The organism is Pseudomonas monsensis, assembly GCF_014268495.2.
Lineage (GTDB): Bacteria > Pseudomonadota > Gammaproteobacteria > Pseudomonadales > Pseudomonadaceae > Aquipseudomonas > Aquipseudomonas monsensis.
The window spans coordinates 5,630,199-5,651,763 of record NZ_CP077087.1; the positions used below are offsets into that span (position 1 = coordinate 5,630,199).

Below are 21,565 nucleotides of genomic sequence, written 5' to 3' on the forward strand. Positions count from 1 at the left end.
CATGGGATTTAATCCTACAGAACAATCTGAACAATCCTGCGCCCTCGGATGTACTTCGGAACCGGAATCGCGTGCCATACTCCAAGGCACTCCGATTCAGACAGATGAAGCCGCACATGCCCAAAGGATTGATTCGCGCGATTGGCGCCTTGTTGACCGCTCTGGCCCTCTACAGCTTGCTGGGGTTTCTGATTTTGCCGGGCATCGCCCTGCGCGTGGCCAACCAGCAACTGGCCCACTACGCCACGCTGCCTGCGCATATCCAGCGCATCGAACTCAATCCGTTCAGCCTTGAAGTGACAGTGTGGGGCCTGGTCATCGGTGAGCCGGGCAAGGAACAGGTTGGTTTCGAGCGGCTCTACGCCAACCTGCAACTCGACAGCTTGTGGACCAAAGCGCTGCACCTGGCCGACATCGAACTGGACAAACCCAAGACCGAAATCCTCTTCGCCAAAGACGGTCAGCTGAACCTGCTGGGCCTGTTCAAACTCCCCGCCAGCGAACCGACCCCGGCCGACCCGAACGCCAAGCCGTTCCCGCTGCGCATCGACCGCATCCAGCTGGCCGGCGGCAATGTGCATTTCGAGGACGCCCGGCCGAGCGAGCCGATCGAGTTCCTCTACGACAAGCTCGACTTCGAACTGAAGAACCTCAGCACCCTGCCCGAAGACAATGCCGACATGACGCTCGTAGCGGTCGGCCCGGCGGGTGGGCAGATCGACTGGAAGGGCAACTTCAGCCTGATCCCGTTCACCTCCGAAGGGACACTGAAAATCACCGACGGCAAGATGAAAGCCTTCTGGCCCTATGTGCGTGACGCCGTGCCGCTGGTGCTCGAAGACGGTGTGCTCAGCCTCAGCACCACGTACAAACTCAATCTGTCGAAAGAAACCGAACTGCTGCTGAACGACGTAACAGTGAGCATTGCGCCGTTCGCGATCAAGGCACCGGACGGACGCCCGCTGGCAAGACTTGAACGCCTCGATGTCAGCGAAACCTCGATCGACCTGGCCAGACAGCAAGTGGTGGTCGGCAAAATCCGCAGCAACAAACTGGAAACCTGGGCCGCGCTCGAAGCCGACGGTCAACTGGACTGGCAGAAACTGTTCGCCAGCCAACCCTCCAGGCCAGCTGCCAAAGCGGCAGCGGAACCTGCCAATACCCCGGCAGCCGCCGACTCGCCGAAAGCAACGCCGGCACCGAGCAAGCCCTGGCAAGTGCTGCTCAAAGACGTGCAATTGCGTAACTACACGGTCCACCTCGCCGACCGTTCAGCAAAGCCGGCGGTGGCCCTGGATGTCACGCCGCTGAATGTCGATCTGCAGGATTTCGACAGCCTCAACGGTTCGCCCTTCAAGCTCAAACTCGACAGCGGCCTGGGCAAACAAGGCAAGATCACGGCCGACGGCACCGTCAATCTCGCCCCGGTCACCGCGCAGCTCAATGTCAAAACCCAGGACATCGACCTGCGCGTCGCCCAGTCCTACATCAACCCATTCATTCGCCTCGAACTGCGCAGCGGCATGCTCGGCAGTGATCTGAAGGTCAACCTCAAGAGCACCGAGCCGCTGGCCCTCAGCGTGACCGGACGTGCGCAGATAGATCAGTTGCACACCCTCGACACTCTGAAAACCCGCGACTTCCTCAAGTGGCAACAAGTGGTGGTCGAAGGCCTGAACTATCAACACGGCGACAGCCTGTCGATCGACAAGGTCAACCTGTTCCAGCCCTATGCGCGGTTCATGATCAACGACGATCGCACGACCAACATCGACGACCTGCTGATCCCGCAGCCCGCCGACAGCGGGACGAAAGGCACCGCTGCCAAACCGGCCGGCAACGCCAAACCGCTGGGCATTCACATCGGCGGCATCGCCATCAATGACGGTTCAGCCAACTTCGCCGACTTCAGCCTGACGCCGAATTTCGCCACCGCGATTCAACAGCTCAATGGCCAGATCGGCACCATCGACAGTCGCCAGGCCAAACCGGCCAGCGTCGACATCAAAGGCAAGGTCGACCGCTATGCACCGGTCACCATCAAAGGGGCGGTCAACCCGTTCGACCCGATGGCCAGCCTCGACATCGCCACCAGCTTCAAACGGGTCGAGCTGACCACCCTGACGCCCTACTCCGGCAAGTTCGCCGGCTACCGCATCCGCAAGGGCCGGCTCAACCTCGACCTGCATTACCTGATCACCAAGGGCCAGCTCAAGGCCGAGAACAAAGTGGTGGTCGAACAGCTACAACTGGGTGAAAAAGTCGACAGTCCGGATGCCGTGAGCCTGCCGTTGAAACTGGCGATCGCCTTGCTCAAGGACGTCGATGGCAAGATTTCCATCGAACTGCCGGTGACCGGCGACCTGAACAATCCACAGTTCAGCGTGATGCCGATTGTCTGGCAGACCTTGCGCAACCTGATTGTCAAAGCCGCTGCGGCGCCGTTCAAGATGATTGGCGGGCTGATCAGCGGTGGCAGTTCCGAAGACCTCGGCACCGTGTCCTTCGCGCCGGGCTCCAGTGAACTGAGCAAGGATGCCGAAGCTGCACTGGACAAGTTGGCCAAGGCGCTCAAGGAACGCCCGGCCCTGCGCCTGGAAATCGAAGGCACCGCCGCCAAAAGCAGCGACGGCCCGCTGCTTGCCGAGCAACGGCTGGAACGCGAATACCAGTACAACTACTACAAGATGCTCCAGCGCCGCGGCGACAAGGTGCCGGCTCAGGCGTCGCTCCTGCAAGTACCGGACGACGAGAAAGGTCCGTTGCTCGAAGGCATCTACCGCACGCGTCTGAAAACCCAGCCGCCCGCCGAATGGAAGGATCTGGGCAAGGAAGAACGCACGGCGAAGATGCGTGCAGGCTTGATCACGTTCTGGGGCGCAAGTGATGTACTGCTGCGTCAACTAGGCCAGGACCGCGCCAGCAGTATCAAGGATTACCTCGTCGACAAAGGCCAACTGGCGGACGACCGCGTTTACTTCATCGACGCCAACCTGGGCGAAGCCGAAAGCGATGGCCGGGTCGTGACGCAAATGCACCTGGATGCCGAATGATGAACATCAAGTGGCTACCCGCTTTGCTACTGACGTTCACTGTGGGCCATGCCTTGGCGTCCGACACTTTACGCTGCGGCAGCCAGCTGGTCAGCCTCGGCGACCGCGCCAGCGAAGTGCTGCAGAAGTGTGGCGAGCCGATCAGCCGCGATGCCCTCGGCTACAAGCGCAGCGCCAATCGCCGCGAAGAGTTTCAGGTCGAGGAATGGACCTACGGCCCGAGCAACGGCATGTACCAGTACCTGCGCTTTGAAGGCAATCGCCTGCGGCAGATCAACAGCAAGCGCGGTAACTGAGCCGCACCGATTGCCCTTGCAGGAGTGAGCCTGCTCACGCCTACAGCTGTTTTGTGGTGCTCCTGAAATAGAACAGGCCCCGACACAAGTGCCGGGGCCCGCAATGGTCACATCCGTGTGACCGTTCGCATGAACTCTAAAGTTGCGGCAGACGTATTACTCGGCCCGTCTGTCGCGCCTTCTCCCGGTCCAGGCGAGAAGTCATGCCTTACTCGGCTTTCAGGCCGTCAGCGGAAACCGCTTTGACGCCTTTGATTTTTTTGGTGATCGCTACAGCGGTAGCTTTCTGAGATTCAGTTACAGCTACAGTCGACGACAGCGATACAACACCTTTGTTGGTTTCGACTTTGATGTCAGTACCAGGGATGCCTTTTTCGGTTACCAGGTCGCTTTTGACTTTGGTAGTGATCCAGGTATCGGAAGTAGCTTCTTTAGCCTTGGTCATCTCACCAGCGGCCAGCGTCATTGGAGCCTGGGTCGACTGGGTGGTTTGTGCAAATGCGCCGGAGGCCATGGTCAGGGTCAGCGCGGTAGCAGCAGCGGCAGTGATAGCGAACTTCTTCATACGAGTAACTCCTGTTTTTCTGGAAAGTCTGCTGGTTGTCTTGTCAGCAGGGTTACTCAGGTAGTTGCGAACGTTGTGCCAACTTTTGACAATGATAAAAAATCATAAAAATCAATAAGTTAAGAATTATGTAAATTTCCGGATTCATGCAATTTGCATGACTCGACGTAAAGTCGCATGCAAGTTGCGGTTTTTTGAAAAGTTCCTAAGACGCTGAAATTATTGAAACTTTTATTTGGGGAAAGGCAATGAAAATGCCCCGCAAAGCGGGGCATTTTATTCGACGAAGGCCTGTATCAAGCCCCGCTGCCCGGGCAACCTTTAGGCGCGTAATCGGGGTTGACGGTAGAGGCACAACTCCAGACCCCGGCCGTAGTCCCTGTCGCAGCGCCCGTGCGGGTCAGGGTGATGGTTTTGCCCAACACAGGGCCCGGCGCATTGGCCAATGTGCAAACAATGGTGCCGGCCCCGGATGACGCCGTGCCCGACACACTCACCGTGCCGCAATTGGTCGTGGTGTACGTCGCAGCGCCAGTGACCAAGGTACTGGTCGGGTCAGTCCCCTGATTGATGGTGTCCTCGAAAGGCACCTTCAGCGCACTGATTTCCGCCAGCCCCGCCGTCACCTTCGACCGCGCCTGATACTTGGTGTACTGCGGCAAGGCGATGGTCGCCAGAATCCCGATGATCGCTACCACGATCAGCAACTCGATCAGAGTGAAACCTTGTTGTTTTTTCATAGACACGCTCCATGCATGAGTCGAATTCTCATGATCTGCAAGGGACGGAGCATAGGCCATGCCAATGCCTGCAAAGCCCCGTTCATTCGACGCGAAGCGCCTGCAACGCCATTTCCTACAGCCTGCAACCGCACTATCTGACACTTTTTGTCACCTGCGCCGGCCGTGTTTGGCGCTGTCACTTGACTAGGCTATAAGTCATGAACGGCAAGCGTGCGGAATCCCCATGAATGACATCGCTCTGAGCGGTCTGGCCAAGCAACTGGTGCAGGCGCAACTGTTGACGGAAACAAGCGCCCAGCAAGCCTGGCAACAGGCCCAGCGCAATCGCCTGTCGCTGGTCAGTTATCTGGTACAGAACAAACTGGTGAAAAGCTCACAGGTGGCCGAGATCGCTTCCGAGCATTTCGGCATGGCGTTCCTCGACCTCAATTGCCTCGACAAGGAAACCCAGCCCAAAGGGCTGGTCAGCGAAAAACTGGTACGCCAGCACCACGCCCTGCCGCTGTGGCGGCGTGGCAACAAACTGTTCGTGGGCATTTCCGACCCGAGCAATCATCAAGCGATCAACGATATCCAGTTCAGCACCGGGTTAAGCACCGAAGCGATTCTGGTCGAGGAAGACAAGCTCACCGATGCCATCGAAAAATTCTTCGACACCCATGCCAGTGGCCTGGAAGACATGGCCGATGTCGATCTCGACGGCCTCGATGTCGAGTCCATCGACGACAGCAAGCAGGACGCCATCGGCGGGCTCGACGCCGACGATGCGCCGGTGGTGCGCTTCGTTCACAAGATGTTGCTCGATGCGATCAAGAGTGGCTCTTCCGACCTGCACTTCGAGCCCTACGAAAAGAACTACCGGGTGCGGGTGCGCACCGACGGCATTCTGCGCGAGGTGGCCAAGCCACCGATTCAACTGGCCGGGCGCATCGCCGCACGCCTGAAAGTCATGGCCAGTCTCGACATCTCGGAGCGGCGCAAACCTCAGGACGGGCGGATCAAGATGCGCCTGTCGAAGAGCAAGTCGATTGATTTCCGGGTCAACACCCTGCCGACCCTGTGGGGCGAAAAAGTGGTGATCCGGATCCTCGACCCGTCCAGCGCGCAGATCGGCATAGATGCACTGGGTTACGAGCCAGCGCAGAAAGAGCTGTACATGGCGGCGCTCAAGCAACCACAGGGCATGATCCTGGTAACAGGCCCGACCGGGTCAGGAAAAACCGTGTCGCTGTATACCGGCCTGAATATTCTCAATACCGTCGACATCAATATTTCCACTGCTGAAGACCCGGTGGAGATCAACATGGAAGGTATCAACCAGGTCAACGTCAATCCCAGACAAGGCCTGGATTTTGCCCAGGCCCTGCGCTCGTTTCTGCGTCAGGACCCGGACGTGATCATGGTCGGTGAGATCCGCGATCTGGAAACCGCCGAGATCGCCATCAAGGCAGCGCAGACCGGTCACCTGGTGCTCTCGACCCTGCACACCAACAGCGCTGCAGAAACCCTGACGCGCCTGCACAACATGGGCATTCCCGGTTTCAACATCGCCACCTCGGTCAGCCTGATCATTGCCCAGCGCCTGGCGCGCAAATTGTGCAGTCATTGCAAGAAGCCGATCGAGATCCCCCGCGAAACCCTGATCAAGGAAGGGTTCCCACCGGAACAGATCGGCAGTTTCACGATCTATGAGCCGGTCGGTTGCGATCACTGCAACGGCGGTTACAAGGGACGCGTGGGGATTTATGAAGTGGTGAAAAACACCCCCGAGCTGCAACGGCTGATCATGGCCGAAGGCAACTCGCTGGAAATCGACACCCAGATGCGCCGCGACGGCTTCGACAACCTGCGCACGTCGGGCCTGCGCAAGGCCATGCAAGGCATCACCAGCCTTGAAGAAATCAACCGGGTCACCAAGGACTGAACATGGCGGTCAAGGCAGCAAAAATAAGCGTCTACGCCTGGGAAGGCACGGACCGTAAAGGCACCAAGGTCACCGGTGAACTGAGCGGGCAAAACCCGGCACTGATCAAGGCGCAATTGCGCAAGCAAGGCATCAACCCCGGCAAGGTACGCAAGAAGTCCGCCTCGCTGTTGAGCTTCGGCAAACGCATCAAGGCTCAGGACATCGCCCTGTTCACCCGGCAGATGGCAACGATGATGAAGGCCGGCGTGCCGCTGCTGCAGTCGTTCGACATCATTGGCGAAGGCTTCGAAAACCCGGCCATGCGCAAACTGGTGGATGAGGTCAAACAGGAGGTCGCGGCCGGCAACAGCTTCGCCACGTCCCTGCGCAAGAAGCCGAAATATTTCGACGAGCTGTATTGCAACCTGGTGGATGCCGGCGAGCAGTCCGGCGCACTCGATACGTTGCTCGATCGCGTCGCCACCTATAAGGAAAAAAGCGAAAGCCTCAAGGCCAAGATCAAGAAGGCCATGACCTATCCGACCGCCGTGGTACTGGTAGCGGCCGTCGTGACCGGGATCCTGCTGGTGAAAGTAGTGCCGCAATTCCAGTCGGTGTTCTCCGGGTTCGGTGCCGAACTGCCGGCCTTCACGCTGATGGTGATCAGCCTTTCGGAGTTCATGCAGCAATGGTGGTGGGCGATTCTCGGGGCATTGGTGGCAGCGTTTTTCGGTACCCGCCATGCCTTGAAAACGTCCCAGGCGTTGCGCGACCGTCGCGACACCTGGCTATTGAAACTGCCGTTGGTGGGCACGTTGATGTACAAGTCCGCTGTCGCTCGTTTCGCCCGTACCCTGTCGACCACGTTTGCCGCCGGTGTGCCGCTGGTGGAAGCACTCGATTCGGTGGCCGGGGCCACCGGCAACGTGGTGTTCAAACGCGCAGTGCTGCGCATTCGCCAGGACGTGTCCACCGGCATGCAACTGAATTTCTCGATGCGCACCGCCGGGGTCTTTCCGAATATGGCCGTGCAAATGACCGCCATCGGTGAAGAGTCCGGTGCGCTCGACGAGATGCTCGACAAGGTCGCAGGTTTTTATGAGGACGAAGTGGATAACATGGTCGACAACCTCACCAGCCTCATGGAGCCGTTCATCATGGTGGTCCTCGGCGTGATCGTCGGTGGTCTGGTGGTGGCCATGTACCTGCCGATCTTCCAACTCGGCTCAGCGATCTGACATGCCTATCGACGAACTCTTCAGTCTGTATCCGCTGGCCTTTGTGTGCACCGCCCTGCTATTGGGTCTGGTGGTGGGCAGTTTTCTCAATGTGCTGGTCTGGCGTCTGCCGAAAATGCTCGAGCGCGATTGGCGCCAGCAGGCGCAGGACGTTCTCGGTCTGCCCGGCGAATCGCCGCTGCCGACTTACAATCTGATGCTGCCGCACTCTGAATGCCCGCATTGCGCGCACCGGATCCGCGCCTGGGAAAACATTCCGCTGGTCAGCTATCTGTGCCTGCGCGGGCGCTGCTCGGCGTGCGGCGGGTCCATCAGCAAACGGTACCCGCTGACGGAACTGGCGTGCGGTCTGTTGTCAGCGTTCATTGCCTGGCACCTGGGCTTCGGCTGGCCCGCCGCCCTGTTGATCGTCCTCACCTGGGGCTTGCTGGCGATGAGCCTGATCGACACCGAACATCAACTGCTGCCCGACGTACTGGTGCTGCCGATGATGTGGCTGGGGTTGATCGTCAACAGTTTCAGCCTGTTCGTGCCGCTGCACGACGCGCTGTGGGGAGCAGTGGCCGGTTACCTGGCGCTGTGGTCGGTGTTCTGGCTGTTCAAGTTGCTGACCGGCAAGGACGGCATCGGTCACGGAGATTTCAAGCTGCTGGCGCTGCTCGGGGCGTGGGGCGGCTGGCAGATTCTGCCGCTGACCATCCTGTTGTCATCGCTGGTCGGCGCGATTGTCGGGGTGATTCTGCTGCGGTTGCGCGACGAGAAAACCTCGACGCCGATCCCCTTCGGACCCTATCTGGCCATTGCCGGCTGGATTGCCTTGCTCTGGGGTGGTCAAATAACCGGCTTCTATTGGCAGTTTGTCGGTTTGAAATGAATACCCCTGTGGAAAAACCCTGGATTCTCGGCCTCACCGGTGGCATCGGCAGCGGTAAAAGCGCTGCCGCCCAGCACTTCATTGATCTGGGTGTCCACGTGGTGGACGCCGATCACGCGGCACGCTGGGTAGTTGAGCCGGGGCGTCCAGCGCTGGCAAAGATTGCCGAACACTTCGGCCCCGGCGTGTTGCAGGCCGATGGCACGCTGGACCGCGCCGCCCTGCGCAAACTCATCTTCGAAGTGCCGGAGCAACGTCGCTGGCTCGAAGCCCTGCTGCATCCGTTGATCGCCGAGGAAATCGCGCATCATCTGGCACTGGCAAAATCGCCTTACGCGATTCTGGTTTCGCCGTTGTTGATCGAATCCGGGCAATACGCGATGACGCAGCGCATCCTGGTGATCGACGCCCCGCAACAATTGCAGATCGAACGCACCTTGCAGCGTGACCAGACCAGCGAGCAGCAGGTTCAGGCGATCCTCAAGGCTCAGTCGAGCCGCGAAGACCGTGTGAGCCGCGCCGACGATGTGGTGGTCAACGACCGCGACCTCGCCTGGCTGCACAGCGAGGTCGAGCGCCTGCATCACTTTTACCTGACGATATCCGGAGGCCAAGCATGAGCCAGATCCCCACCGTTGACTGCCCGACCTGCGGCGCCCCCGTGGAATTCACCCCTGAGAACAAGTTTCGCCCGTTCTGCTCCGATCGCTGCAAGCTGATCGACCTCGGCGCCTGGGCGTCGGAAGAACACAAGATTCCGGTCGCACCGGATGCCGAGGACGAACTGTTTTCCGGTGATTTCGACCCGCGTCACTGATTCGATCAGGGGCGCATAAAGCCGTAGTCCTGATCGTCGTCGAGGTTTTCCGCAAGAAAGCGCAACTCGTCGGCCAGGTCTTCGGCGTTGCGCACGGCCTTGCTCTGTTGCACCACCGCACTGAGCAAGGCGCGCAGGCTCAACCCAGGGTCAAAACCCACTTCCTGCGCCACTTCCAGACTCTGCCGGGTTTCCTGCCTCGCCCACTCGTAAACACTCATGCTGCTGCTCCTGAAGGGATTTGCGCGAGCATGAAATTTCCCGCACGTAGCGGGTTTGATGTGGATCAAGACTTCGGATCGTCGTCCTTCCAGGGCGCCGAAAGGTAGCGGGTGCGGTTGAAGGTCTCCAGCCATTCCGGGCTGAATACCACCAGTGCACTGACGATCATGCCGTTGATAAACGCCTCTGGGAAAATGATCAGCCACAGGTAACCGATGAAGTCTTCCAGCCATTCCGGCATGGCGAAAAGGCCGTCGTACCACAGCAGCGTCAGGCTCAGGATCAGGCACAACAGGGCTGACAGCGCGGCGGCAAAAAAACCGGAACAGAAGATGTACACGAACGGATTGCGCGGCTGCGCACGCTCGACGAGGATCGCCACGCACTCGGTAACCAGCACCGGCAGCAAAATGAACAAGGCGCCATTGACCCCCATCGCCGCGAGATCCTGACGCCCGAGCAGTACCAGGCCGATTTGCGCCACCAGCCCGCCGACGATCGCCAGCGGCCAATCCAGCAGCAGCGTGACCGCCGTCATGCCAAGGAAGTGATACGACACGCCCGTGTCGAAATCCCTGCGCATCAACCACAACAGAAACAACGCAAACACGGTGCCGAACAGCAGATGCTGACGCCGACTGTCGCTGAACAACTCGACCCACGGCGCCCGCACGATCGCCCAAAGCAGCACCGGCAGATAAATCAGCCAGCCCAGCAGCAGACTCTCAGTCGCCAGCACCTCGACGCCGATCATGGGCGCGCCTTCTCCAGTGCCTCGCGCAGGTCGCTCGCGTTGGCGTACTCACGTTGCGCGAGCAATCGACCGTCCTTGAGTTGCAACCACAACACCTGGCCTTCCGCGCCGGGATAGCGCGACGCAACCCGGCCTTCTCGATCAAGCATGACCCGATAGTGATAGTCGCGCATGGCCGGTACGGCAAACATTCTGGCAATCAGCGCCGGCATGCGCTGGATATCGGCAACGAACACCGCGTGACGGGCCTCCAGATAGCCCTTGGGCTGATCCTTCAACGCCTCCTTGATCAGCTTGGCGCCGTCCATATCCCGCGCCACCAGCAGCGTGGTGGTGCTGTTGTCGAGGGTGAAGGGTTGCTCGTACTGATCGAGTAACGTCCAGGGAGCAAGACGCTCGCCGGTTTCGAGTGCATGGGCAAACAGCGGAAAAAGAGCAAACAGCAGCAGCCAGCGAAATTTCACGATGAGTCCTCACGGTTTGGCGTAAATAATCAATTCCCATGAGTCTACACCGCCCTTCTCCACTGCCCACTGATGCACTTTGCCGCGTAACGCTTTCAGCTTGTCGCATTTGAACGCTAAGCTTGGCGTATGGATGACTCAGATTATTTACGCCTGCTGACCATCGCGGCCGAGCAGGCCAACGCCTTTCTGTCCAATGCCCGCAAATGGGAGCGTGAGCGTTGGGTCTGCCAGCGCCTGCTGCAAGGCTTGAACATTCCTTATCGCGCCGACGAATTCGCCCCGGCCGGCGAGCCGCCGGACGTGCTGTTTCGTGATGCCAATTTCGAGGTGTTCTTCGTGCTCGACGAGGGGCGCCGGCTCAACGACGAATGGCGCGATGAATTGCAGCGACGACGCAGCGCTTTTTCCCTGAGCCAGCTGGTGCGCCGCGAAGCCAAGCCGAAACGCATCCCGGCCAACGAGTTCCTGCTGCGACTGGCACCGACCCTGCGCAAGAAAGCACACAACTACAAGGAACGCGGCATGGATCTGGGCGAACTGGACATCATCGCCTTCGCCAGCCTCAAACGTGAAGTACTGGATCTGAACAGCCATTTTCCACCGCCTACCGAATATCTGCGTCAGGGCTGGCGCTCGCTGTCCCTGGTCGGCCCGACCTTCGCCCGTGTGTTGTTCGCCCACCCGGATGCGCCGGACTTTCTGCGCAGCAACCTCGGTCGCAGCATTGTCTTTGATGTGGGAATCAGCCTGTGACGCCACTTCAGCAACTGATCGCCGATGTACCGCAGACCGGGTGCGTCCGCTGGATTGGTGTGCGCCCCGAGTCGCGCGGGCCGATGATCGAACTCGATGCCGTAGAGGCGCGGCTGGAAGCGGGATTGACTGGCGATCACGCGCGCCCCGGTGTGCGCAACGCGCGACAGGTGACGCTTATTCAGTGGGAACATCTGGCGGTGATCAGCGCGTTGATGGGGCGCCCTGACGATCATCCGGTAAAGCCTGAAGATCTGCGGCGCAATCTCGTCATCAGCGGAATCAATTTGTTTAGCCTGAAAGGGCGGCGCTTTCGCATTGGTCAGGCCATATTCGAAACCACGGGCTGGTGCCAGCCGTGCGCACGTCTGCAGAACAACCTCGGTCCGGGCACCTTTCAAGCGGTGCGCGGGCATGGCGGAATTACCGCGCGGGTGCTACAAAGCGGGATCATTCGCCTCGAAGACCGGGTGAGCGTCGAGCCGGTTCCGGACAGCGGCTATGCTGCGTTCAACCCTGGATAAAAACCGCTGTAGCTTCTGCCCATTCAGCAACGTCTACCTGACGAGGCAAATATGACCAGCCGCCTGAACCCCGAAGACCAGAAACATGTCGAAGAGTACCTGCAACTGTCCCAACACCGAGTCGAGCGCCGGCCTTTCCGGCCGTGGATGCTCCTGGTGCTGGTGCTGGCAGTGACCATTGGTCTGGGCCTGTTGAGCCGATTTATCAGTTACCTGACGCTATGAGCTGCCTCGCGCTCGCTTGGGTAACCGCACCGATTTCCTTTAAAAACCTTGCGAGTTATCCCCATGTCCCATCGTATTGTTATTGTCGGCGGCGGCGCCGGCGGTCTGGAGTTGGCTACCCGTCTGGGTAAGACTCTGGGCAAGCGCGGCACGGCCAGTGTGATGCTGGTCGACGCGAACCTGACACACATCTGGAAACCGCTGCTGCACGAAGTGGCCGCCGGATCGCTGAACTCCTCCGAAGACGAACTCAACTATGTCGCTCAGGCAAAATGGAACCACTTCGAGTTCCAGCTGGGGCGCATGAGCGGGCTCGATCGCGCGCAGAAGAAAATCCAGCTGGCAGCGACCTACGACGAAAATGGCGTAGAGCTGGTCCCGGCCCGTGAAGTGGCATACGACTCGCTGGTGATCAGCGTCGGCAGCACCACCAACGACTTCGGCACCCAGGGCGCGGCGCAGCATTGCCTGTTCCTCGACACCCGCAAACAGGCCGAGCGCTTCCACCAGCAACTGCTCAACCACTACCTGCGTGCCCATGCCGGGCAAACCGATGTGATCGAGCAGATCAGCGTGGCAATCGTCGGCGCGGGTGCCACCGGCGTCGAACTGGCGGCCGAACTGCACAACGCCGCCCATGAACTGGCAGCGTATGGCCTGGACCGGATCAAACCGGAAAACATGCACATCACCCTGATCGAAGCCGGGCCACGGGTGTTGCCTGCCCTGCCGGAGCGTATCAGCGGGCCGGTGCACAAGACGCTGGAGAAACTCGGGGTCAACGTGATGACCAACGCTTCGGTGAGTGAAGTGACCGCCGACAGCCTGATCACCGCCGATGGCAATGAGATCAAGGCCAGTCTGAAAGTCTGGGCAGCAGGCATTCGTGCACCGGGCTTCCTCAAGGACATCGACGGCCTGGAAACCAATCGCATCAACCAGCTGCAAGTGCTGCCAACCCTGCAGACCACCCGCGACGAAAATATCTTCGCCTTCGGTGACTGCGCGGCCTGCCCACAACCGGGTTCGGACCGCAACGTACCGCCACGGGCGCAAGCCGCGCACCAACAGGCATCGCTGCTGGCCAAGTCGCTGAAACTGCGCATCGAAGGCAAAACCTTGCCGGAGTATAAGTACACCGACTACGGCTCGCTGATTTCGCTCTCGCGCTTCTCGGCCGTGGGTAACTTGATGGGCAACCTGACCGGTAGCGTGATGCTCGAAGGCTGGCTCGCGCGGATGTTTTACGTGTCGCTGTATCGCATGCACCAGATGGCGCTGTACGGGCCGTTCCGCACGGCAATGCTGATGCTGGGCAGCAAGATTGGCCGTGGCACCGAGCCACGTCTGAAACTGCACTAAAAAACCTGTGGGAGCGAGCCTGCTCCGGGCGGCGATCCGACGAATGCGGTGTGTCAAACGACAAAAATGTCGACTGATACAACCTCTTCGTCGGATCGCCGCCCGGAGCCGGCTCGCTCCCACAATGTTTTGTGTTGATCGAAAGATCTGTTTCGTACTGTATCCCCCCTCGTTTTCCCCACCTTCACTTACAAACTCCTCCGCTGCGCGACACAGACGCGATACACCGCCACCGCTTAATGGCCACACCCGAGCGCACCTGCTCAGGCTTTTGCCCTTAACGTGTGGTTGCGTTGTGCAACCAGGAGAATGTAAATGTCCCGTACTTCGACCCTCGGTAAACAATCCATTGGCCTGATCGGCGCAGCCCTGGCTGGCGGCTTGATGCTGTCCGGCTCGGTATTTGCCGCCCAGCCATTGGCACAGGGCTACATGGTTGCCTCGGCGGAAACCTCGGTGAAAGCGCCAGAAGGCAAATGCGGTGAAGGCAAATGTGGCGATGCGTCCATGGCCAAGACTGACAGCGATGGTGACGGCAAGGTCTCGCGCGCCGAATTTCTGAAAGTCGCGCCGAAGTCGGACTTCGACAAGATCGACGCCAACCACGACGGCTTTATCGACGAGCAAGAGGCCTACAACAACGTGAAGGCCAACTTTGAAGCCAACGGCAAGAAAATGCCGAAAGGTCTGTTCGAACACCTGAAAGACCAAGACGGCGCCTGATCGGCAGAAAAAAGCCGCGCTTCTCCTGCGAGAAACGCGGCTTTTTTATGTGTGGTTGTTTACAGCTGGAAACGCCGCACCATGCCCTGCAAGGCGTTGGCCAGTTGCGACAATTCATGGCTGGAAGCACTGGTCTGGTCGGCGCCTGCGGCAGAACGTACCGACAAATCCCGAATATTCACCAGGTTGCGGTCCACTTCCCGCGCGACTTGCGCTTGTTCTTCGGCAGCGCTGGCAATGACCAGATTGCGCTCATGGATCTCGTGCACCGACGCGGTAATGGTTTGCAGCGCCTCACCGGCACGCTCAGCCAGCGCCAGCGTGGTCGTCGCCCGCGCGGTACTGGCCTGCATCGAATCCAGCGCCAGGCTCGAACCGCTGCGCATGCCCTGAACCATTTGCTCGATCTCCTGCGTCGATTGCTGCGTGCGATAGGCCAGCGCCCGCACTTCATCAGCGACCACAGCAAAGCCGCGCCCACTCTCACCGGCCCGTGCCGCTTCAATCGCCGCGTTGAGCGCCAGCAGGTTGGTCTGCTCGGCAATCGCCCGAATCACGTCCAGCACTTTGCCGATATCCTGCGATTGATTGGCCAGTGATTGCACCAGTTCGCCAGTCTGTTGCACATCGCTGGCCAGGGCGTTGATGGCCGTGGCGGTCTCACTGACGCGCACCTGCCCCAGATGCGCCGACTCGCTGGATTGACGGGTCGCGTCAGACGTCGACACCGCATTGCGTGCGACCTCTTCCACTGCGGCCGTCATCTGATTAACAGCCGTCGCGGCCTGTTCGATCTCGTTGTTCTGTTGTTGCAGCCCCTGCGTACTGTCGAGTGTCACTGCATTGAGTTCATCGGCAGCGGTCGCCAGTTGCGTGGCCGAGCCGCTGATGCCTTGCAGCGTCTCGCGCAGGTTTTGCTGCATGGTCGCCAGTGCCTTGAGCAAGCGACTGACTTCATCGTTGCCCTGGGTTTCGATCGGTCGGGTCAGATCCCCCTGCGCGACACTTTCTGCTGCGCTCACGGCACTGCTCAGCGGGCGGACGATACTGCGAGTGAGCATCATCGCCAGTGCCACCGTGGCCAGCGCGGCCAACGCGATAAACAAACTGACAATCGTGCGCGAGTTTTCGTAGTGCGCAGCGGACTTCTGGCTTTCGGCGGCGACCTGTTTGGCGAACAGGTCCGCCAGGTCGTTGAGTTGTTTGCCGGAGCCATCGACGACGGTTTTCATGTCGACCAGCAACAATCTGGTCAACTCATCACGCTTGCCTTGCTCGGCGAGGGCAAAGGATTGAGCGATACCGCTGCGATACGCGGCGAAGGTCTTTTTGAATTGGTCATACAGCTGCTGGCCTTCCGGGGTGTCGACCAGTTTGTCGTAGGCGGCGATTTTCTCGCTCAGCTCCTTGTCGCGGGTGTCCATCTGGCTGCGGTAGGTGGCGATATTGTTCGCGTCCTGATCCAACGCCATGCGCAACGAGATGGTGCGGATGCGCAGCATGATCTCGCGAATCTCGTCGCCGCCACGAATACTCGGCAGCCACTGATTTTCTACCGCGACCTCACTGTCGCGAATACTCGACATCTGCCCCAGCGCAAATACGCCAAGCAATGCCACCAACACCGCGATCAGGGCGAATCCCAAGGCAGCCCGGGGAGCAATATTCAACTGACGAAGCAACATGACGAACGCCCTTATTCTTGTATTGGCCAGATTCAAGGGGCGAAAGCCATGGCAGTCCCCTCGTGTTAGCGGGCTATCGGCCAGTTGTACGATGACTTGAAGGGAATTGCCTTTTCGAGGGACAAAAAAAATCCCCGTATCTTTCGATGCGAGGATTTTTAATATGGTCGGGGTAAGGGGATTCGAACTCCTGACATCCTGCTCCCAAAGCAGGCGCGCTACCGGACTGCGCTATACCCCGGTAAAAAAAAGGCGACCTTTCGAAGATCGCCTTCTTCGATCAGCGCTTTTGGCCTCTGATCTTAAGATTCGATCCCAGTGTTACCTGGTTTCAAAAATGGTGGGTCGTGTGGGATTCGAACCTACGACCAATTGGTTAAAAGCCAACTGCTCTACCAACTGAGCTAACGACCCAAAAATGGTCGGGGTAAGGGGATTCGAACTCCTGACATCCTGCTCCCAAAGCAGGCGCGCTACCGGACTGCGCTATACCCCGGTTTGAAATTGGCTCCGTGACCAGGACTCGAACCTGGGACCCAATGATTAACAGTCATTTGCTCTACCGACTGAGCTATCACGGAACTACATATTTCAATTTACAACTGTGAAACCTGAAGCTTCTCGACACCGTTTTCGCATCGCTGCGTTCGTGTGTCTGAGGCGCGCTATTCTACAACCTAGAACACCTCTGTCAACCCCCTAAATTGCTTTCAAGTTAATGATTTGCAACTTATTTCAGTTTTCAACCCAGAGGATTGAAACGCTGCCGGTGACTGACTGCGGGGCGCACTTTACAAGCCTTTTCCTTTGAGTTCAACAGCCTAACGAAAAAAAAGGCCCCACAATGTGGGGCCCTCCTTTTTTCCTTGGCGCTTTGGCTCAGTTGAAAACGATTTCGTCGTTCTCGACGGTGCCGGTCGCGGTTTCGCCAGGCATGAAGTGCCCCGAGAGGATCAATTGCGCCAGCGGGTTTTCGATCCAGCGCTGGATCGCCCGTTTCAAAGGACGTGCGCCGTAAACCGGGTCGTAACCGACGGCAATCAGCTTGTCCATTGCTTCCGGACTCAGTTCCAGCTTCAGCTCGCGCTCGGCCAGACGACTGCGCAGACGGCCCAGCTGGATCTCGGTAATGCCTGCGATCTGATCCCGCGCCAGAGGCTCGAAGATCACCACTTCGTCGACCCGGTTGATGAACTCCGGACGGAAGTGCGACGTCAGCGCATCCATCACCGCAGCACGCTGCGCCTCGCGATCACCGACCAGCTCCTGAATCTGCACAGAGCCCAGGTTAGAGGTCATGACGATAACCGTATTACGGAAGTCCACCGTGCGGCCATGGCTGTCGGTCAGACGACCGTCTTCGAGCACTTGCAGGAGGATGTTGAACACATCCGGGTGCGCCTTCTCGACCTCGTCCAGCAGGATCACCGAGTAAGGCTTGCGCCGTACCGCTTCGGTCAGGTAACCGCCCTCTTCGTAACCGACGTATCCCGGTGGTGCACCGATCAGACGAGCCACGGAATGTTTCTCCATGAACTCGGACATGTCGATCCGCACCATCGCCTCTTCAGTATCAAAGAGGAACTCGGCCAGTGCCTTGCACAGCTCGGTTTTACCGACACCGGTCGGGCCGAGGAACATGAACGAGCCGCTCGGACGATTCGGGTCGGACAACCCGGCACGGGAACGCCGCACTGCGTTGGCCACCGCCACCACGGCTTCGTCCTGACCGATCACACGTTGGTGCAACAGGCTTTCCATCTTCATCAGCTTGTCGCGCTCGCCTTCGAGCATTTTCGATACCGGAATACCGGTCCACTTCGAAACGACTTCGGCGATTTCCTCTTCGGTCACCTTGCTGCGCAGCAACTGGTTTTCGCTCTTGCCGTGCTGGTCGACCATTTGCAGACTGCGCTCCAGGTCCGGGATCACCCCGTATTGCAGCTCGGCCATGCGATTGAGATCGCCTTTGCGACGCGCGGCTTCCAGTTCCTGACGGGACTGTTCGATCTTCTGCTGAATCTGCGCAGAACCCTGCACCTCGGCTTTTTCCGAGTTCCAGATTTCTTCCAGGTCCGAGTACTCACGCTCGAGGCGGACAATTTCTTCCTGAAGTTTTTCCAGGCGCTTCATGGCCGCTTCATCGCTTTCTTTCTTCAGTGCCTGGGATTCGACCTTCAACTGAATCAGGCGCCGCTCAAGACGATCGAGCACTTCCGGCTTGGAGTCGATTTCCATGCGGATACGGCTGGCCGCTTCGTCGATCAGGTCGATGGCCTTGTCCGGCAGCTGCCGGTCAGTGATGTAGCGATGGCTGAGCTTGGCCGCCGCGATGATCGCGCCGTCGGTGATCGCGACCTTGTGGTGAACCTCATAACGCTCTTTGAGGCCACGCAGGATGGCGATGGTGTCTTCTTCACTCGGCTCGTCCACCAGCACTTTCTGGAAACGCCGCTCGAGGGCCGCATCCTTCTCTATATATTGGCGGTACTCGTTGAGCGTGGTCGCACCGACGCAGTGCAGCTCTCCGCGCGCCAGCGCAGGTTTGAGCATATTGCCGGCATCCATCGAGCCTTCGCCTTTGCCGGCGCCGACCATGGTGTGCAGTTCGTCGATGAACAGAATGATCTGCCCTTCCTGTTTCGACAGCTCGTTGAGCAGCGATTTCAGGCGTTCTTCGAACTCCCCGCGATACTTGGCGCCGGCAATCAGCGCGCCCATGTCCAGCGACAACAGACGCTTGCCCTTGAGGCCGTCCGGCACTTCGCCGTTGATGATGCGCTGGGCCAGACCCTCGGCAATCGCGGTTTTACCTACGCCAGGCTCGCCGATCAACACCGGGTTGTTCTTGGTCCGGCGTTGCAGAACCTGAATGGTGCGACGGATTTCGTCGTCACGGCCGATCACCGGGTCGAGCTTGCCCTCTTCGGCGCGCTTGGTCAGGTCGACGGTGTACTTGTCCAGCGCCTGGCGCGACTCTTCGTGGTTCGCGTCATTGACTGCTTCACCGCCACGCAGGTTGTTGATCGCGTTTTCCAGGGCTTTCTTGCTCACGCCCTGGCCGAGCAGCAACTTGCCGAGCTTGCTGTTCTCGTCCATCGCCGCGAGCAGCACCAGCTCACTGGAAATGAACTGGTCGCCCTTCTGTTGAGCCAGGCGATCAGCCTGATTGAGCAGGCGCGCCAGATCCTGCGACATGTTGACGTCGCCGGTCGGGTTCTGGATTTTCGGTAATTGGTCGAGCTCTTTGGTCAGCTCTTTGCGCAGGCTGCTGACGTCGAAGCCCACTTGCATCAGCAGCGGCTTGATCGAACCGCCCTGCTGTTCAAGCATGGCCTGCATCAAGTGCGCCGGCTCGATGGCCGGATGATCATGGCCTACGGCCAGGGATTGGGCGTCGGACAACGCCAACTGTAATTTGCTGGTTAAACGGTCTATACGCATGGGGTCACCTTCCTTTTGAGCAGGCCGGACCTAAAAACCATCCTGAATAAAGAAACCTGCCAGATAGCACTGTAGATGCGGTCGATTCTGGAAGATTCAAGCGTCAGAGAGTTGATACAGATCAGACAAGTCTAGCGGGTGAGCCAGATCAGGGAGGCGAAGCGCCCCGTGCGCGACGCACGACGGTAGGAGAAGAAGCGTGGATCGGTCACGGTGCAGAAATCGCCGCCATAAACCGCAGTGACACCCCGTTCAGCCAGACGCAGCCGCGCCAGCAGGTAGATGTCGGCCATGAACTTGCCAGCATTGTGGCTCGGTACGAAGGCTGATGCCGCTTCGGGCAGTTGATTGATGAAAATTTCCCGCACTTCCGGGCCGACTTCAAACGCTTTCGGGCCGATGGCCGGACCGAGCCAGACCAGCACGTCCGCCGGAGCGGTGTCGAGTTGATCGAGAGTGGCTTCGAGCACGCCCGCCGCCAACCCGCGCCAACCGGCATGAGCCGCCGCGACACGAGTGCCGGCACGGTTGCAGAACAATGCCGGCAGGCAATCCGCGGTCATCGCCGTACAGGCAATGCCGGGGGTCTGCGTCCAACTGGCGTCAGCCGTTGCCACCACGTCTGGATCAGCATGAGCCACGACAATTCCGTGCACTTGCTGCAACCAGGCCGGCTTTATAGAGAAGCGCTCGGTCAGACGCCGACGATTCTCGGCAACAGCCTCTGGGCGATCATCGACATGATCGCCCAGATTGAGGCTGTCGAACGGCGCCTCGCTGACACCGCCCTCGCGAGTGGTGACACAGGCCATGACGCTGGCCGGCGCAGGCCAGTCCGGCGTCAGCCAGTTCATCCGACGAATGCCTCGCGATCCTGCTTGAGCAGGGTCAGCAGCCAGACGAAGTCTTCCGGCAGCGGCGATTCCCAGCTCATGCGTTCACCGGTGGTCGGATGATCGAGCTCGAGGAAGCGCGCATGCAGCGCCTGACGCGGGAAGTGCTTGAGCGACTCGACCATGGTCGGGTTCGCCGCCGGCGGGATGCGGAAACGACCGCCGTACGCCGGGTCGCCGACCAACGGGAAGTTGATGTGCGACATGTGCACGCGGATCTGGTGGGTCCGGCCGGTTTCCAGTTTTACCCGCACGTGGGTGTGGGAACGGAAACGCTCCAGCACGCGGTAGTGACTGACGGCCGGCTTGCCGCCTTCCATCACTGCCATGCGCTGGCGCTGCTGGCCGTGGCGACCAATCGGTGCATTGATCTTGCCACCCGCCGTCACCACGCCGATCACGATGCACTCGTAAATGCGGCTGACGCTGCGGCTCTGCAATTGTGCAACCAGCTTTGTCTGCGCCTGAATGGTCTTGGCCACCACCATCAGACCGGTGGTGTCCTTGTCCAGACGATGCACGATACCGGCGCGCGGGACATTGATGATGTCCGGCACGTGGTGCAGCAAGGCATTGAGCAAGGTGCCATCGGCGTGACCGGCAGCCGGGTGCACCACCAGGCCCGCAGGCTTGTTGATCACCAGAATGTCGTCGTCTTCATAGACGATGTCGAGCTCGATGTCCTGGGCGATCCACTCGCCCTGGGCTTCCTGCTCGGCAGTCAGTTCAAGGATGGCACCGCCATGCACGATGTCGCGTGGGCGGATGACCGCCCCGTCCACAGTCAGGCGACCTTCTTTGATCCAGGCGGAAAGGCGCGAGCGTGAGTGCTCAGCGAAGAGTTGGGCGGCGACTTGATCGAGGCGTTGGCCGCCCAATTCGGACGGCACCTCTGCGCGAAGTTCAATTTTATCGGACATGCTCTGACTGGGCGTCGGCACAGCCTTTGGTTTCGGCTGCGCGCTTGTGGTTAAATACGGCGTCTTTTGCCCCGAGGCTTTTCAACGGGGCGCTCATCATA

The 21,565-nt window shown here is 59.4% G+C and carries 21 protein-coding genes, 4 tRNA genes and 1 pseudogene; 12 read left to right on the forward strand and 14 right to left on the reverse strand.

The window, feature by feature from the left end; all coding sequences use genetic code 11:
* Window positions 1–104 precede the first annotated feature (104 nt).
* Entirely contained in the window at window positions 105–3,053 is a 2,949-nt protein-coding gene (locus tag HV782_RS24835; protein WP_128616338.1) for a DUF748 domain-containing protein, read from the forward strand.
* The gene (locus tag HV782_RS24840; protein WP_128616339.1) at window positions 3,053–3,349 is read left to right on the forward strand and encodes a DUF2845 domain-containing protein; all 297 of its coding nucleotides are present in this window, start codon (window positions 3,053–3,055) and stop codon (window positions 3,347–3,349) included. Before HV782_RS24835 ends, HV782_RS24840 begins: the two co-directional genes overlap by 1 nt.
* A 208-nt stretch (window positions 3,350–3,557) precedes the next feature.
* On the opposite strand, the gene HV782_RS24845 is transcribed toward HV782_RS24840, so the two are convergent.
* Entirely contained in the window at window positions 3,558–3,914 is a 357-nt protein-coding gene (locus HV782_RS24845; protein ID WP_128616340.1) for a BON domain-containing protein, read from the reverse strand.
* 296 nt (window positions 3,915–4,210) lie between these two features.
* Window positions 4,211–4,654, reverse strand: coding sequence for a pilin (locus HV782_RS24850; protein ID WP_128616341.1), 444 nt, complete (start codon window positions 4,652–4,654; stop codon window positions 4,211–4,213).
* 226 nt (window positions 4,655–4,880) lie between these two features.
* Here HV782_RS24850 and pilB point away from each other — a divergent pair, with 226 nt between their 5' ends.
* Genes pilB through yacG form a run of 5 tightly spaced genes read left to right on the forward strand, consistent with a single transcriptional unit; the run spans window position 4,881 to window position 9,492 of the window.
* Complete coding sequence (gene pilB, locus HV782_RS24855; RefSeq protein ID WP_186747905.1) at window positions 4,881–6,581, forward strand: type IV-A pilus assembly ATPase PilB; 1,701 nt, start codon at window positions 4,881–4,883, stop codon at window positions 6,579–6,581.
* A 2-nt stretch (window positions 6,582–6,583) separates the two neighbouring features.
* Window positions 6,584–7,801: a type II secretion system F family protein gene (locus HV782_RS24860; RefSeq protein ID WP_186747903.1), complete on the forward strand. Its 1,218-nt coding sequence runs from the start codon at window positions 6,584–6,586 to the stop codon at window positions 7,799–7,801.
* Between the two features lies 1 nt (window position 7,802).
* Complete coding sequence (locus HV782_RS24865; RefSeq protein WP_186747901.1) at window positions 7,803–8,675, forward strand: prepilin peptidase; 873 nt, start codon at window positions 7,803–7,805, stop codon at window positions 8,673–8,675.
* On the forward strand, window positions 8,672–9,295 hold the full coding sequence (coaE, locus tag HV782_RS24870) for a dephospho-CoA kinase (RefSeq protein WP_186747898.1): 624 nt from the start codon (window positions 8,672–8,674) through the stop codon (window positions 9,293–9,295). Before HV782_RS24865 ends, coaE begins: the two co-directional genes overlap by 4 nt.
* Window positions 9,292–9,492 carry a DNA gyrase inhibitor YacG gene (gene yacG / locus HV782_RS24875; protein ID WP_123464066.1) on the forward strand — a complete coding sequence of 67 codons (201 nt, stop codon included), beginning with the start codon at window positions 9,292–9,294 and terminating at the stop codon, window positions 9,490–9,492. Before coaE ends, yacG begins: the two co-directional genes overlap by 4 nt.
* Window positions 9,493–9,497: 5 nt before the next feature.
* Here the strand turns inward: yacG and HV782_RS24880 are convergent, their stop codons facing one another.
* The 3 genes from HV782_RS24880 to HV782_RS24890 all read right to left on the reverse strand — a co-directional run bounded on the left by HV782_RS24880 (window position 9,498) and on the right by HV782_RS24890 (window position 10,932).
* Window positions 9,498–9,713: a hypothetical protein gene (locus HV782_RS24880; RefSeq protein WP_123464064.1), complete on the reverse strand. Its 216-nt coding sequence runs from the start codon at window positions 9,711–9,713 to the stop codon at window positions 9,498–9,500.
* 65 nt (window positions 9,714–9,778) lie between these two features.
* Entirely contained in the window at window positions 9,779–10,468 is a 690-nt protein-coding gene (locus tag HV782_RS24885) for an energy-coupling factor ABC transporter permease (RefSeq protein ID WP_123464062.1), read from the reverse strand.
* Window positions 10,465–10,932, reverse strand: coding sequence for an FAD/FMN-containing dehydrogenase (locus tag HV782_RS24890; RefSeq protein ID WP_128616128.1), 468 nt, complete (start codon window positions 10,930–10,932; stop codon window positions 10,465–10,467). Before HV782_RS24890 ends, HV782_RS24885 begins: the two co-directional genes overlap by 4 nt.
* 129 nt (window positions 10,933–11,061) lie before the next feature.
* Between HV782_RS24890 and HV782_RS24895 the strand changes: the two genes are divergently transcribed.
* The 5 genes from HV782_RS24895 to HV782_RS24915 all read left to right on the forward strand — a co-directional run bounded on the left by HV782_RS24895 (window position 11,062) and on the right by HV782_RS24915 (window position 14,522).
* Window positions 11,062–11,688, forward strand: coding sequence for a DUF1780 domain-containing protein (locus HV782_RS24895; RefSeq protein WP_007909887.1), 627 nt, complete (start codon window positions 11,062–11,064; stop codon window positions 11,686–11,688).
* Window positions 11,685–12,212: an MOSC domain-containing protein gene (locus HV782_RS24900; protein ID WP_128616129.1), complete on the forward strand. Its 528-nt coding sequence runs from the start codon at window positions 11,685–11,687 to the stop codon at window positions 12,210–12,212. The genes HV782_RS24895 and HV782_RS24900 overlap by 4 nt, the downstream gene beginning before the upstream one ends.
* A 51-nt stretch (window positions 12,213–12,263) precedes the next feature.
* Window positions 12,264–12,437 carry a DUF3094 domain-containing protein gene (locus tag HV782_RS24905; protein WP_007909875.1) on the forward strand — a complete coding sequence of 58 codons (174 nt, stop codon included), beginning with the start codon at window positions 12,264–12,266 and terminating at the stop codon, window positions 12,435–12,437.
* A 63-nt stretch (window positions 12,438–12,500) separates the two neighbouring features.
* Window positions 12,501–13,799: an NAD(P)/FAD-dependent oxidoreductase gene (locus HV782_RS24910; protein ID WP_186747896.1), complete on the forward strand. Its 1,299-nt coding sequence runs from the start codon at window positions 12,501–12,503 to the stop codon at window positions 13,797–13,799.
* 315 nt (window positions 13,800–14,114) lie between these two features.
* Window positions 14,115–14,522 carry an HvfA family oxazolone/thioamide-modified RiPP metallophore gene (locus tag HV782_RS24915; RefSeq protein ID WP_128616131.1) on the forward strand — a complete coding sequence of 136 codons (408 nt, stop codon included), beginning with the start codon at window positions 14,115–14,117 and terminating at the stop codon, window positions 14,520–14,522.
* Window positions 14,523–14,581: 59 nt separating this feature from the next.
* Here the strand turns inward: HV782_RS24915 and HV782_RS29100 are convergent, their stop codons facing one another.
* The 9 genes and pseudogenes from HV782_RS29100 to rluD form a co-directional block, all read right to left on the reverse strand.
* Window positions 14,582–15,445 carry a methyl-accepting chemotaxis protein gene (locus tag HV782_RS29100; RefSeq protein WP_371044025.1) on the reverse strand — a complete coding sequence of 288 codons (864 nt, stop codon included), beginning with the start codon at window positions 15,443–15,445 and terminating at the stop codon, window positions 14,582–14,584.
* A pseudogene (locus HV782_RS29105) lies at window positions 15,437–16,207 on the reverse strand (MCP four helix bundle domain-containing protein); the annotation flags it as partial. The pseudogene HV782_RS29105 and the gene HV782_RS29100, both read right to left, overlap by 9 nt.
* Window positions 16,208–16,371: 164 nt before the next feature.
* Window positions 16,372–16,448 (reverse strand) — tRNA-Pro (locus HV782_RS24925).
* Window positions 16,449–16,545: 97 nt separating this feature from the next.
* Window positions 16,546–16,621, reverse strand: a tRNA-Lys gene (locus HV782_RS24930).
* Window positions 16,622–16,626: 5 nt separating this feature from the next.
* Window positions 16,627–16,703 (reverse strand) — tRNA-Pro (locus HV782_RS24935).
* Between the two features lie 9 nt (window positions 16,704–16,712).
* Window positions 16,713–16,788, reverse strand: a tRNA-Asn gene (locus HV782_RS24940).
* A gap of 298 nt (window positions 16,789–17,086) precedes the next feature.
* Window positions 17,087–19,651: an ATP-dependent chaperone ClpB gene (gene clpB / locus HV782_RS24945; protein WP_186747894.1), complete on the reverse strand. Its 2,565-nt coding sequence runs from the start codon at window positions 19,649–19,651 to the stop codon at window positions 17,087–17,089.
* Between the two features lie 131 nt (window positions 19,652–19,782).
* Window positions 19,783–20,505, reverse strand: coding sequence for a peptidoglycan editing factor PgeF (gene pgeF, locus HV782_RS24950; protein ID WP_186747892.1), 723 nt, complete (start codon window positions 20,503–20,505; stop codon window positions 19,783–19,785).
* Complete coding sequence (rluD, locus tag HV782_RS24955) at window positions 20,502–21,464, reverse strand: 23S rRNA pseudouridine(1911/1915/1917) synthase RluD (RefSeq protein ID WP_123464046.1); 963 nt, start codon at window positions 21,462–21,464, stop codon at window positions 20,502–20,504. Before rluD ends, pgeF begins: the two co-directional genes overlap by 4 nt.
* Window positions 21,465–21,565 lie beyond the last annotated feature (101 nt).